The sequence below is a fragment of the Oscillospiraceae bacterium CM genome, from assembly GCA_022870705.1.
GTDB lineage: Bacteria > Bacillota > Clostridia > Oscillospirales > Oscillospiraceae > Sporobacter.
In genome coordinates, this window is sequence record CP072107.1 from 1493993 (window position 1) to 1506884 (window position 12892).

Genomic DNA, 12892 nt, shown 5'->3' on the forward strand with positions numbered 1-12892 from the left:
GGCTCAGAATGACAAGGTTCTGTCATTCTGAGGGGCATTATGCCCCGAAGAATCTTTGTATCTTTTTAAAAACGGGCGATCACAGATCGCCCTTACTGTTTCTGATCCTTTTAAAAAATGCCGTCATGAGGGCACGGCAATCGTCCTCCAAAATGCCGCCGACGATCTGCGGCGCATGGCCGAAGCGCTCCATGAAGAGATTGATAACGCTGCCGCAGGCACCTGTCTGCTCCTCCTTCGCCCCGTAAAAAAGCTTTGGCAGACGCGCGTTGATGATCGCCCCGGCACACATGGGGCAAGGCTCAAGCGTGACGTATAAAGAGCAGCCTGACAAACGCCAGTCGTTTTGATGTCGGCAGGCCTCTTCAATGGCCATGAGCTCAGCGTGGCCTAAAGCGCTTTGCGCCTGTTCACGCCGGTTCCAACCGCTGCCGATTATTGCACCGTCCGCGTCCGTAATCACGCAACCGACGGGCACCTCGCCCTCGTCCATGGCGCGGGCAGCCAGCGCGAGCGCCTCTTTCATGTATTTTTCATGCTCTAACGGCATATGTCTCCTCTTTTCATCCGGTTTACAGGCTTTCAGCGTATCACACGGCGGTGAAAATCTCAACCGGCAGCGCTCAATTTCTGGTATATAATATGCGCGGGCGGTACATAATCATCTCAGATCAATTTTTGATGGGGAGGTTTATTATGCTCGTTGCAGAACTGATGTCTGACAGTGTGATTACCATTGCGCCGGACGAGCCCGCGTCTTTGGCGGCGCGGCTTTTATACCGCCATAACATCGGCTCCGTCCCCGTCTGCTCGGCGGACGGGCATCTGCGCGGCATCGTCACGGACCGTGATATTGTCCTGCGCTGCGTCGCGGCGGAAAACGACCCCGAGACGACGCCCGTCCGGGAGATCATGACACGGGGGCTTGTAACCGTCAGCCCGACGGACGATGTGCGCGAGGCGGCGCGGCAGATGGCCGAGGCACAGGTGCGGCGGCTGCCCGTTGTAGAGGGCGGCAGGCTCGTTGGAATGCTTGCCATCGGCGATATGGCCAAGACGCACGCGTTTGACATGGAAGCGTCGAAAGCGCTGTCGGAAATATCCGTCAACATTCGAAAGCGGTAACATGAATCAACGCGTTAAAAACCGTTTCCGCCGGTATCGGCGGAAACGGTTTTTAACGATCGTGCCCCGGCATTGACAAGCGCTCTTATTTCATTATAAAATAACGTTTGCTGAATTTCCCTTGAATGAAAAGACAACGCGCGGGCCGCGTTTTTATTGGAGGCACACACAATGAAAAAGTACGGGTTAAATGAGCTGCGAGAGATGTTCTTGTCGTATTTCGAGAGCAAGGGGCACCTGCGCCTGCCGAGCTTCTCGCTCATTCCGCAAAATGACGCGTCGCTGCTGCTCATCAACTCCGGCATGGCCCCTTTGAAGCCGTGGTTTACCGGCGAAACAGAGCCGCCGCGACGCCGCGTCACGACATGCCAGAAGTGCATCCGCACCGGCGATATTGAGAACATCGGCAAAACGGCACGGCATGGTACATATTTTGAGATGCTGGGCAACTTTTCCTTCGGCGACTATTTCAAGCATGAGGCGATTGCCTGGTGCTGGGAATTCTTGACCGAAACCGTCGGCATTGACCCCACCCTTTTATACCCCTCTGTCTACGAGGCGGATGACGAAGCCTTTGATATCTGGCACCAAGAGATCGGCATTTCCGCCGAGCGCATCTTCCGCTTCGGCAAAAAGGATAACTTTTGGGAGCACGGCGCGGGCCCCTGCGGCCCCTGCTCGGAGGTCTATTTTGACCGCGGCCCCGAGAAGGGCTGCGGAAAACCCGACTGTACCGTCGGTTGTGACTGCGACCGGTATATTGAAGTCTGGAACAACGTGTTTTCCCAATTTATGAGCGACGGAGCGGGCCATTATACGGAGCTTGCGCAGAAAAACATCGACACCGGCATGGGGCTTGAGCGGCTCGCCGTCGTCTGTCAGGGCGTTGATAGCCTGTTCGATGTCGACACCGTCATGAACATTACGAAAAAAGTATCGGAAATGACGGGCGCACAATACGGTCAAAGCGCAAAAACGGACGTCTCGCTCCGCGTCATCACCGACCACATCCGCTCATCAACGATGATGATCGCCGACGGCGTGCTCCCCTCCAACGAGGGGCGCGGCTACGTCCTGCGCCGCCTCTTACGTCGGGCGGCCCGCCACGGCAAGCTGCTCGGCTATTCCGATACATTTTTATATGAAGTCTGCGCGACGGTAATCGGCGAAAACACGACGGCCTACCCCGACCTTGTCCAAAAACAGGATTACATCACACGCGTCATCCGCGTTGAAGAGGAAAACTTTAATAAGACGATTGACGGCGGTATGGCGATTTTAAATGGCCTATTAAAGGAATTGAAATCGCAGGGCGGCACCGTCTTCTCCGGCGCGGACGCCTTTAAGCTCTACGACACATATGGCTTCCCCGTCGACCTCACGCTGGAGATCATCGAGGAACACGGTTTCACGCTCGACAGGCCGGAATTTGACCGCCTCATGCAGGAGCAGCGCGACAGGGCGCGCGCGGCGCGCGCCGCGCTGGGCGATCTTGCCTGGGCGGGTGTTGACCTCGGCCTTGACGCGACGCCGACCGTTTTCACGGGCTATGAGACGCTTTCCGACACGGGGCGGATTCTAGCGCTTGTTTCCGGCGGCGAGGTGTGCTCGACTATCCGAGACGGCGAGGAGGCTATCGTTGTTCTTGACAAAACGCCCTTTTACGCTGAGATGGGCGGCCAGTCGGCCGATACCGGCATCATAACGAAGGGCGACGCAATTTTCCACGTCACAGGCGTATCGAAAAACAAGGGCGGCAAGTACCTGCATCAAGGCACGCTAGTATCCGGCGCGCTGTCTGTTGACGAGACGGTGACGGCCGCTGTCGACGCGGTGCGGCGGCAGGCGATCATGCGGGCACACTCGGCTACGCACCTCTTGCAAAAGGCTTTGAAAATCGTTCTCGGCGACCATATCAATCAGGCGGGGTCGCTCGTTGAGCCTGACAAACTGCGCTTTGATTTTACCCACTTTGCCGCAACGACAGCCGAAGAGCTTACCCAAATTGAACAGCTCGTCAACGACGCTGTATTAAACGGTCTGCCCGTGGCTGTCCGTGAAATGCCGATTGACGACGCAAAGAAATTGGGGGCAACGGCGCTTTTCGGTGAAAAATACGGCGAGACGGTTCGCGTTGTGACGATGGGCGACTTCTCTATGGAGCTCTGCGGCGGCACGCATCTCGACAACACGGCCAAGGCCGGGCCGTTTGCGATTACAAGCGAATTTTCCGTCGCCTCCGGCGTACGGCGCATTGAGGCGACTGTCGGCTTGCAGACACTTGAATCGCAACATCAGAATAAGAAAACACTTTCGGCGCTTCAGGGGGCTTTAAAGGCCGCCAGTACCAGTGATCTCATGACAAGGCTTGAGCAGCAGACACAGGAGCTGCGCGACTTGCGCCGCGCCGTTGACGCCTATGGCGCGCAGGCCGCCAACGCGGGTGCGGACGGCCTTTTACGCGACGCACAGGATATCGGCGGATTGAAGGTTGTAACGGCGCGGGTTGATAGCGCCGATGGTGATACGCTCCGTCAGATGGGCGACCACCTACGCGATAAAGACAGCGCCGTTGTCGCCGTTCTCGCCGCCATCGACGGTGAAAAGCTCACGTTTCTTGCCGCGTGCGGCGCCGACACCGTTAAAAAAGGCGTTCGCGCGGGTGACATTATCAAAGCTGTCACAAAGATCTGCGGCGGTTCGGGCGGTGGCAAGCCGGAGTCAGCCATGGGCGGCGGGAAGGACGTCTCAAAGCTTTCCGAGGCGCTGGCGGCCGTTCCCGGCCTGATTTCTGAAAAACTTGGGATTTAATAAGGAGGACAAAACAATGTCGGACTGTATTTTTTGCAAGATCATTGCCGGTGAAATCCCATCCGCCAAACGTTATGAGGACGACGACATATTAGCGTTTGACGACCTTTATCCGCAGGCGCCGGTCCATTTCCTCGTTGTGCCGAAAAAGCATATCGAAAGCGCAGCGGACATCACGGCGGACAATTCCGCGCTTGTTGCCAAGTGCTTTGAGGTCATCGCGCGTCTAGCCAAAGAGGAAAAGCTGGGAGACGGTTTCCGCGTCATCACAAACAGCGGCGCCAACGCCGGGCAGTCTGTCGGCCACATTCATTTCCACGTGCTAGCCGGGCGCAAGCTGGGGCCGAAGCTCTGTGCGGATTAAACCCTGTTAAAATAAGCAACCGCCTGCGAAAGCAGGCGGTTTTTGCTGGGCGAAGGGCGATGCCATCGGGCGGGCATGGAAACCCGCCCCTACGGGGTGCGCGAGCGGACGGTCATGGAAACCCGCCCCTACGAATGGCGATGATCTATGGCGTTGCTTTGGCCTGAAGCGGGATTTGACGGCCGGTGTGGTCGATGGTGTAGTCCCCTTTTATGATGAGTTCTGAAACGGGGACGATCGTATACCCGTTGGCAATAAGATACTCGATAATCGCGGGCAGCGCCTCCGGCGTATGCAATGCTGCGTTGTGGAACAGGACAATACTGCCGGGCTGGACCTTATTTGTCACGCGTTGTGTGATTTCGGATGCGGAGAGATCCTTCCAGTCGAGAGAATCAACATCCCATTGAATCGTGTACATGCCCATGGAAGACAGCGTCGTGATCACATGGTCGTCATACTCGCCGTATGGGCATCGAAAGAGCGTCGGCTTGACGCCGGTGACGGCAGCGACCTTATCGTTGCAGGCCGTGATGTTTTTGACGATCTCATCGGCGGACAGCTTAGAAAAGTGTGCGTGGTCGTTGGAGTGGTTCATCACTTCGTTGCCGGCGTCCGAGAGCGCTTTGACGGACTCCGGGTATTTGTCGGCCCACGCGCCGACAACAAAGAACGTCGCCTTAACGTGATAGGTGTTCAGGATGTCAATCAGCGTCTGCGTGTCCTCATTGCCCCAGGCGGCGTCAAACGTCAGCGAGACCATTTTGGCGTCGCGCCGGACGCAGTAGATCGGCAGCGCCCGCGTTGTCGCCGCGACACCGACAATGGCCGGGCAGTTGACGGCATAGAAAATAAGAATGACGGCCAAAATCGCGGAAATGAGCGCCGTACGCCGACGCAGCCGAGGCGACTGAAAATAGTGTTTGATGTTTGAAATAAACTGCATAAATCTCACGCCCTTTCCTCTCTACTGGAGGATATGACCAAGGCACAGGCTTTATGCAGCAACCATCATGACGTAAAAACCAGCTTGACGATAAATTTTTGGAGGAGTAAAATCAACATGTTATGCGATTTCTGATTATGAACAAAAGAGGATAATTATGATCTTACCACTCTCCCGAGACCCGGCGCTCAGCCCCAACAGGCAGGCCCTGTCCCACGTTGAGGAACTCATAGCCCGCAGCCTTCAGCTCCGAGTGGACGTTTTCACGCAGCGCGGTGCTACCATCGTTGACTGCGGCGTCAAAGCCCGCGGCGGATTTGAAGCCGGTCTACTGTTTTCAAAAATCTGTCTGGGCGGACTTGCCGACGTTACCCTGCAATACCAAGACTTCGGCGGTATTGTTTGGCCGACCGTGAACGTTGTGACGGACCATCCCGTGCGTGCCTGCATGGCGTCGCAGTTTGCGGGATGGCAATTAAAATGTGACAGCCGCGTTTATGTCGGTTCAGGCCCAGCCTGTGCCGTCGTCCCGAAAGGCAATATTTTCGCATACCTCGACTATCAGGATCATTCAGATGCGGTCATCCTCTGTCTTGAAAGCGCAAAGTTGCCGACGGACGAGGTGATTGACATGGTTTGTGCCGAATGCCGCTGCGCACCGGAAAACCTCACCATTCTTGTCGCCCCAACGGCGTCGGCAACAGGAGTCGTGCAGGTTGCCGCGCGCACCTTAGAGACCGGCCTGTTTAAACTCAGGCGTTTGAAATACGATCTTGGCAAAATCGTGTCCGGTATCGGGATTTGCCCCATCTCCCCCGTCGCCGCGGACACCTCCAACGCTCTCGGGCGCACGAATGACGCCATTTCCTATGGCGGGACGGTCATCTGCAATGTCCACGACGACGATGATACCCTCCGGGCTGTTGTGGGGCGTGTGCCGACGGTGGCAATGCCAAACGACGGGCTTGCCTACTTTGAGCTCGATACATCGGCAGGTGATTTTTACAAGCTGAGTCCAGACCAGTTCAACCCCGCTGTTATATGGCTATGCAATCTCGAAAGCGGCAATTCCTTTTCTGCCGGTACGATCCGGCCGGATGTTTTACGCCGCTCATTTGGGTTTCAAGCGTAATTTTAGGGTGGTTTCGGGCGGCCAGTTGGCCGCCCGTTTTTTTTCTTGGGTGCCGGGTGCGAGGTGTGGGCTGAGCGGAAAGGGAGGCTTTGTGTGGGGCGGACGGCCAATGGCCGTCCCTACACGGCGGAGCGTCGGGTCGATGTGAGCTTCGCCCCCTACAGAGAGGCAATGGTGTCCGGACGGACTCCCGAAAAAAAATGGGCGCTTATAGCGCCCCGGATTGTATCGTATATAGCGCATCAGAGAACGCCGAAATGTGTGAGAAGAACCTTCAGGCCGAGCAGGCAGAGAATAACGCCGCCGAGAATTTCAGCGGTTGACTGAAAACGCGACCCAAAGGCATTGCCGATTTTAACACCGGCCATGGAGAGCCCAAAAGTCATTACGCCGATCGTCAAAACAGCGGGCAGGACGGCCACCTCTAAAAACGCGAAGGTAACGCCGACCGCGAGCGCATCAATACTGGTGGCGACAGCCATGACGAACATAGCCCGCGCCGTGATTGGGCAATCTGTTTTCTCCGCTGCTGCATCCTCTTTTTGAAGGAGCGCTTCCCGAATCATATTCAGACCGATTGCCGCCAATAAGACGAAAGCAACCCAATGCGCGTACGTTTGAATGAAAACAGCAAACGATGTACCGAGCAGATATCCCAAAAGCGGCATGGCCGCTTGAAAGCCGCCGAACCACGCGCCAACGATGGCGGCGTTTTTCAAACTGACCTTTTGCATGGAGAGGCCTTTGCAGATGGAGACGGCAACGGCGTCCATCGACAGGCCGAGCGCTAGGAGGAGTAATTCGGCGATACTCATATCAGTCTTCTCTCATCTTGTTTTATGCGGCGCTTCTGGCAGTATACCAAATCATGACAACCCCGTCAACTGCGTGTGGACGCAAAAAGGCTGCCCCATGTTGGGGCAGCCCTGCCGGTTGAAAGTAACGTCCTACGGTGTCGTGGACGGCGATGTGGACGGCGATGTGGACGGCGACGTGGATGGCGACGTGGACGGCGATGTCGATGGTGACGTGGATGGCGTTGGGGATGTGGACGGCGTTGGGGATGTGGACGGCGTTGGGGATGTGGACGGCGTCAGCGTACCAACCGGCACGAGAATCACCTTATCCTGCACACGGTAAGTACTTCGCGCGATAAACGTTTTGCTTAAAAGCTTCCCGTCAGCGTCGTAAATATACTTATAGGTGTCGACCACGTAACCCGAGTGGCCGGACGCATCCTCTTTCGTCGTGCCGGGGGCAACGCTTGGGTCTTCTTTTTTAACGGTGTTGAAATCCGTTTTGCTGACAACAACCGACTTGATGTCGACCGTGTTTGTCGTCGTCTTCGTGCCGTGGAGGCGTACCGTCAGGTTTGTGCCGCTGAGGTAGGCTTCAATTTCAATCGGATAGCCGGTATTGTTTTTGAATTTGAAGTCCACGGTACCCCAGTTGACCGTCGCGTCGACGCCAAGCGGCAGATAGGTGACGATAAACATATGATTGGAGCGCTCAACGACCTGGAGGTCGGCATACAAAACGGTGCAGTAGAGTGTGGATGAGACCTGGCAAATGCCGCCGCCGATTTCCTGGACGACCTTGCCGCCGACGTAGGCACCCGCTTCCAAATAGCCCTTCGCCGTTGTCCGCTGCCCGAGTGCCCCGTTATAGGAAAATGTCTCGCCGGGGTTTAAAACCATTCCGTTGATCGATGAAGCGGCAAGCTTGACATTATGGATTCTGTTGCTCGTACCGCCAACCGATGTTGTCCGTGAGGCGAGAACGTCTTTAAAAAGCTGGGCATGCAGCTGCTCCGTCGTCACGGCGGGTTGTGTCAGAACGAGCGGAATAATAACGGTTTCCCCGAGCTGAGCCGCATCGAGTTCCTTCTGCGCCGCATCGACATCAATGCTGATACCGGCAACGCTCGGTGTTATTCTTTTGGCTTCTGCGTCATAGACGGCGTCAACCGGCTCTGTCAGAATGTTGTTATAAATACTCTGCAGGTCAAAGTCGCCCCCGGAGGCATCAAGCGAATAGGTGACGGCAACAGGGCTGTTTTGCGCTGCCGACTGATTTAACGCCTCTACGGCGAGCTGATAGACGGCATCTTCCTGGGCTAGGGGTTTGCCGCTGCCTTTTGTAATTTCAAGGCTGTCTTCCGTAAGCTTATAGACATCCTTCATAATCTTGTCGTTATAGTTTCTCGTATAGTCGCCCACGACAGTCCGGATGTATGTTTCATCAAGCCGCAAAGCCCCGCTCTCTTTAAGGTCCTTTGGGGAAAAGAGGCTTTTGACATAATTGAGCGCATTGGCAAAAAACGACCCGCCCCGGCCATACTGGTAAGCCAGCTCTGCAGCCTGCGGCGCCGTCGGCGTTAGGCCTGCCTCTTCGCCTGTTATCGTCATCGCTTGCCCATCGGGAAAGGTGACCGTTGCGGCGACTTTGGCGGCCATATCGTCGTAACCACCGTCCGTTAAAGCTTGCGCCGCCGCCTCTGCCGTCAAGCCCGACAGGCTGATACCGGCGACAGTGATGTTCGGATAAATGGTATCAACATTTTGTACAAATATTCCGGTACCGACCGTCCCTGCGGCGAGGAAAACGAGTATGGCCCCCGCAATAATTCCAACGGTAACGCCCGGCCGCCTGGCCTTTTTGCCACCGCTTTTTTTCTCTGTCTGTTCCCGTTTGATAATGACACATCCTTTAACGTCTACTCTACATCGCATTTTATTGAAAAGCTATAAAAAAGGCAACTCATTTTTGTTACAGATTCTTACAAGTATTGTAACATCTTTAAACAACCTGCTTTTAATCACGTGTTTAAAGTCATTGTTTAAATTCCTCGGAACATCTGAACTTCTTTATTCGTGTTCTCGAACAGCGTTAACTGCGTGCGCAGGGCGAGCGCCTCCGGCTTTTCCCACGGTTTCGTCATCCCGGATCGCTGTTTTGTCTGTGTCTCCAGAATCTGGCCGATCAATGTGTTGGACAGAAGAAAGCCTACTGGCGTGAAGCTCCAGCGGCCTTCCGAAAAGGACGCCCAGCCTTTCGATTCATAAAAGCGCAAAAGTTTTACCGTGCTGTCCATACTGCAGGGATAAATATCGTAATACTCTTTCTCGGAGATGCCGTGCGTTGTCCGCAGGCGGAGCATGAGATACTCGCCCGCGAGCTCGAAGCCGGAGATTTCCTCCGTCATGTCAACGACGGGGCGCCCGGCAATGATATTGTCACTATATTTTTCAAGGTCTGCTATATGATTGTAGCGCTTGCCGCCGATGTACGAGTGCGCCGCAGCGCCAAAGCCGAGATACTCGTCTCCGAACCAATACTTCATATTGTGGCGCGATTCATAGGAGCGGCGGGCAAAATTTGAGATCTCATACTGCTTAAGACCGAATCGGCTGAGCGTTTCGACAGCGTAGAGATACATATCCGCCTGCGTGTCATCGTCCGGCAGAAACGGCGAATCCTTATATATGTAGAGCTGGGAGCCCTCCTCAATTTTCAGCCCATAACAGGAAATGTGCTCCGGCTTTAACGCGGCCGCCCTACCCAGCGTATCGGCCCAGTCATCCCGCGTTTGAGACGGCAGCCCGTAAATGAGGTCAATGCTGATATTGTCGAACCCGGCCTCTCGGGCGTTTTTAACCGTTTCCTCGGCGTCGGCAAACGTGTGTTTTCTGCCGAGACTTTTTAAAAGCGCGTCATTGGCCGACTGCACACCAATGGAAAGCCGGTTGAATCCGGCACGGCGCAGGCGCAAAAGGTCGGCCTTCGTAATGCTGGCCGGATTGACTTCTGTCGTAACCTCCGCATCTAAGAGGACGTGCCCGTATTTTTTCAGCGCGTCAAATAGAGCGATAAGCCGGTCGCTGCCATAAATGCTCGGTGTGCCGCCGCCGAAGTAGATCGTGTCCGTCAGGTAGCCGTCAATCTGCGGGCCGTATTCCCTGATATGGCTTAAAAGGGCATGCTGATAGACCGGCATCAGCTTCTCATGGCCAGACAGCGAATAAAAATCGCAGTAGGCGCATTTGCCGGCGCAAAACGGTATATGAATATAAACGCCAAGATATTTATTCATTCAATGCTCCGCACGATTCAAGGCTGTCGTCAGCAGCCGGTATGTCAGTCCATATAAAGCTGCGAATACTGGTCATAGCTGATGACGCCGGACAACTCCGTCAGGAGTTGCTGCATGCCTTCACTTTCATAGTCGATACGGCTCGTCTTGAAATCCGTTTCCTCTGGCTGAGTAAGCGGGATGGAGACGGTGACGGTCGTCCCAGCACCAGGTCGGCTTTCCAAAACGGCGCTGCCGCCGTGCAGCCGGGCAATATTCTGAACAATTGTCAGCCCCATGCCGAGGCCTGTTTCTGTGTCCGATATTTCTTGTAAAACATGATATTTGTTCCAGGCAGAACGCAGTGCTTCACTGTCGATACCCTGCCCGTCATCTGACACCGTTACGACGCATCGCACATCGGCCAACATGACAGTTACCGTCAAATTACCGCCCGGCGGTGTGCAGGCCAAGCTGTTCGACAGAAGATTGAGCACCATCTTTTCAATTTTGCTTTTATCGGCATAAATGGTAAGACTCGGCTCATCTGATGAAAATTTGAGCGTGACGCCGGTGCCCTCAACAAGATGCTGGGCAGAATCAATGAGCTCCCGGCAGACCGTTATGAGGTCAAACGATTTGCGATCCATCGGCACATCGTCACGCAGGATGCCGTCCAAATCACTGAGATTGTTTGTAATGCGCAACATGTTGTAATAGCAGTGATAAATCATCGCGCCATACCGGACAAGGCGCGGATTGCCAAGATTCTCAATATACGGCAAGAGCAAATTCGACGACATTTTCAAAACGGACAGCATGTTTTTCAGTTCCGTGCTCACGGCTGAAAGCAGGCTGTAGGTCTCCCTGTCCCGTTCGCGGACCGGAAGATAAAAACTCAGGATTCTGCAGTCGTCAATCATCGTTACCGTCACCGTCGTCAAAACGCCAGCGATGACCGCCCCGCCGACATACGAATCTGCCCCGTGCACTAAAAGCTCACGGGGGAAAATATCCTCGGGCATTTTGGAACCGATATTGTCTATCAGCTTGGCTGCCGCATTGTTATAAAACCGGATTTTTCCGTCTTTTACGGCAATGAGGACTTCTTCCTGATGAACAGGATTCTTTGTTTGATCTGTCAAGGCACTCCGCCCCGTTTCTATTTATGTTTATCCATGTGACAACAGGGGAAAAAAATACCCGTTAAAAATTAGAAATGACCGTCACATAATAGACTGTGTAAAATTTACATTGTTCTTTATAATAACAAATAAAGCGTGTCTTAACAACTGGTTATGTCACATTTTGTTAAAAACATAAAAACAAAATAAAATTACTTTGAATTTATATGGATTTACTGGTATAATTCCGGTGATAATCTGCAAAAAACGGAGGACGACTATGAGCATCAGAATTGGCATCACCGGCTTCGGCAGAATAGGGCGGCTTGTTTTGCGGGCCAGCCTTGACCACGAGAACATCGAGGTCGCCGGTATTAACGCAACTGTTGCGCCGGACTATATGGCGTACATGATGAAATACGATACGATCCACGGCCGTTTCGGCCATGAGATTACATACGATGATGGCGCCCTCATCATCGACGGGAAAAGAATCCCGACCTATTCTGACAGAAATCCTGAGAACATCCCTTGGTCCGACGCCGGTGTTGAATACCTCGTTGATTCGACAGGCCAGTTTAAAACGATGGATAAAGCCGCCGTGCACCTGAAAGCCGGTGCTAAAAAGGTCATCGTGACGGCGCCGTCTTCCGATATCCCAATGTTCGTCATGGGCGTCAACACCGACTCGTACGACCCCTCGATGACGATTGTCTCGAATGCCTCGTGCACAACGAATTGTTTGGCCCCCATGGCAAAAATTTTAAACGACGCTTACGGCATCACAAGCGGTCTGATGACAACGATTCATTCAGTGACGGCGTCTCAGAAGACGGTTGACGGCAAGTCTCTAAAGGACTGGCGCGGCGGCCGCGCGGCATCTTACAACATCATCCCCTCCTCGACAGGCGCTGCCAAGGCCGTCGGTGAAGTCATTCCGGCGCTTAAGGGAAAGCTCACCGGCATGTCAATGCGCGTACCGACGCTTGATGTCTCGGCGGTTGATCTCACCGTCAATCTGGCGAAGGCTGCCAAATATGAGGACGTCTGCGCCCTGATGAAAAACGCCTCTGAAAACGCTTATAAAGGTATTTTGGCTTATACAGAAGACGAGGTCGTCTCCAGCGATTTCATCGGAGACCCCCATATCTCCATTTTTGACGCCAAGGCCGGCATCGCCCTGACCGACACATTTATGAAGCTCATTGCCTGGTATGACAACGAGTATGGTTACTCCGACAAGGTGCTTTCCATCGTTGAGCACATGTACAAGGTCGACCACAAGTAGTATTGATAAACTGCATCCGACCGGAGAGGC

11 protein-coding genes are annotated in these 12892 nt (G+C 54.2%); 5 read left to right on the forward strand and 6 right to left on the reverse strand.

The annotated features are described in order from the left end of the window. Window positions 1-79 precede the first annotated feature (79 nt). Complete coding sequence (locus IZU99_07360; GenBank protein ID UOO37085.1) at window positions 80-550, reverse strand: nucleoside deaminase; 471 nt, start codon at window positions 548-550, stop codon at window positions 80-82. Between the two features lie 146 nt (window positions 551-696). Here IZU99_07360 and IZU99_07365 point away from each other — a divergent pair, with 146 nt between their 5' ends. From IZU99_07365 to IZU99_07375, 3 genes are all read left to right on the forward strand, one after another. Next, a complete protein-coding gene (locus tag IZU99_07365; GenBank protein ID UOO37086.1) occupies window positions 697-1125 on the forward strand; it encodes a CBS domain-containing protein in 429 nt (142 codons plus the stop codon). A 171-nt stretch (window positions 1126-1296) separates the two neighbouring features. Continuing rightward, the gene (gene alaS, locus IZU99_07370; GenBank protein UOO37087.1) at window positions 1297-3936 is read left to right on the forward strand and encodes an alanine--tRNA ligase; all 2640 of its coding nucleotides are present in this window, start codon (window positions 1297-1299) and stop codon (window positions 3934-3936) included. A 16-nt stretch (window positions 3937-3952) separates the two neighbouring features. Further along, window positions 3953-4300: a histidine triad nucleotide-binding protein gene (locus IZU99_07375; GenBank protein UOO37088.1), complete on the forward strand. Its 348-nt coding sequence runs from the start codon at window positions 3953-3955 to the stop codon at window positions 4298-4300. Window positions 4301-4445: 145 nt separating this feature from the next. Here IZU99_07375 and IZU99_07380 read toward each other — a convergent pair whose 3' ends face one another. After that, window positions 4446-5246 carry a polysaccharide deacetylase family protein gene (locus IZU99_07380; GenBank protein UOO37089.1) on the reverse strand — a complete coding sequence of 267 codons (801 nt, stop codon included), beginning with the start codon at window positions 5244-5246 and terminating at the stop codon, window positions 4446-4448. Between the two features lie 157 nt (window positions 5247-5403). Between IZU99_07380 and IZU99_07385 the strand changes: the two genes are divergently transcribed. After that, complete coding sequence (locus tag IZU99_07385) at window positions 5404-6378, forward strand: methenyltetrahydromethanopterin cyclohydrolase (GenBank protein ID UOO37090.1); 975 nt, start codon at window positions 5404-5406, stop codon at window positions 6376-6378. A gap of 242 nt (window positions 6379-6620) precedes the next feature. On the opposite strand, the gene IZU99_07390 is transcribed toward IZU99_07385, so the two are convergent. The 4 genes from IZU99_07390 to IZU99_07405 all read right to left on the reverse strand — a co-directional run bounded on the left by IZU99_07390 (window position 6621) and on the right by IZU99_07405 (window position 11595). Beyond that, the gene (locus tag IZU99_07390) at window positions 6621-7193 is read right to left on the reverse strand and encodes a manganese efflux pump (protein UOO37091.1); all 573 of its coding nucleotides are present in this window, start codon (window positions 7191-7193) and stop codon (window positions 6621-6623) included. 132 nt (window positions 7194-7325) lie between these two features. Then, window positions 7326-9110: a VanW family protein gene (locus tag IZU99_07395; GenBank protein ID UOO37092.1), complete on the reverse strand. Its 1785-nt coding sequence runs from the start codon at window positions 9108-9110 to the stop codon at window positions 7326-7328. Window positions 9111-9217: 107 nt separating this feature from the next. Continuing rightward, the gene (hemW, locus tag IZU99_07400) at window positions 9218-10471 is read right to left on the reverse strand and encodes a radical SAM family heme chaperone HemW (GenBank protein ID UOO37093.1); all 1254 of its coding nucleotides are present in this window, start codon (window positions 10469-10471) and stop codon (window positions 9218-9220) included. Window positions 10472-10515: 44 nt separating this feature from the next. After that, window positions 10516-11595: a HAMP domain-containing histidine kinase gene (locus tag IZU99_07405; GenBank protein ID UOO37094.1), complete on the reverse strand. Its 1080-nt coding sequence runs from the start codon at window positions 11593-11595 to the stop codon at window positions 10516-10518. Window positions 11596-11854: 259 nt separating this feature from the next. On the opposite strand from IZU99_07405, the gene gap reads away from it, so the two are divergent. After that, window positions 11855-12862, forward strand: coding sequence for a type I glyceraldehyde-3-phosphate dehydrogenase (gap, locus tag IZU99_07410; GenBank protein UOO37095.1), 1008 nt, complete (start codon window positions 11855-11857; stop codon window positions 12860-12862). Window positions 12863-12892: the final 30 nt, after the last annotated feature.

Excerpts from the sequence above, each read along its gene's own strand:
- IZU99_07385 (UOO37090.1), top strand. The coding sequence starts at position 5,404 with ATGATCTTACCACTCTCCCGAGACCCGGCGCTCAGCCCCAACAGGCAG.
- IZU99_07365 (UOO37086.1), top strand. The coding sequence starts at position 697 with ATGCTCGTTGCAGAACTGATGTCTGACAGTGTGATTACCATTGCGCCG.
- IZU99_07390 (UOO37091.1), bottom strand. The coding sequence starts at position 7,193 with ATGAGTATCGCCGAATTACTCCTCCTAGCGCTCGGCCTGTCGATGGAC.
- IZU99_07395 (UOO37092.1), bottom strand. The coding sequence starts at position 9,110 with ATGCGATGTAGAGTAGACGTTAAAGGATGTGTCATTATCAAACGGGAA.
- hemW (UOO37093.1), bottom strand. The coding sequence starts at position 10,471 with ATGAATAAATATCTTGGCGTTTATATTCATATACCGTTTTGCGCCGGC.
- gap (UOO37095.1), top strand. The coding sequence starts at position 11,855 with ATGAGCATCAGAATTGGCATCACCGGCTTCGGCAGAATAGGGCGGCTT.
- IZU99_07380 (UOO37089.1), bottom strand. The coding sequence starts at position 5,246 with ATGCAGTTTATTTCAAACATCAAACACTATTTTCAGTCGCCTCGGCTG.
- IZU99_07375 (UOO37088.1), top strand. The coding sequence starts at position 3,953 with ATGTCGGACTGTATTTTTTGCAAGATCATTGCCGGTGAAATCCCATCC.
- alaS (UOO37087.1), top strand. The coding sequence starts at position 1,297 with ATGAAAAAGTACGGGTTAAATGAGCTGCGAGAGATGTTCTTGTCGTAT.
- IZU99_07360 (UOO37085.1), bottom strand. The coding sequence starts at position 550 with ATGCCGTTAGAGCATGAAAAATACATGAAAGAGGCGCTCGCGCTGGCT.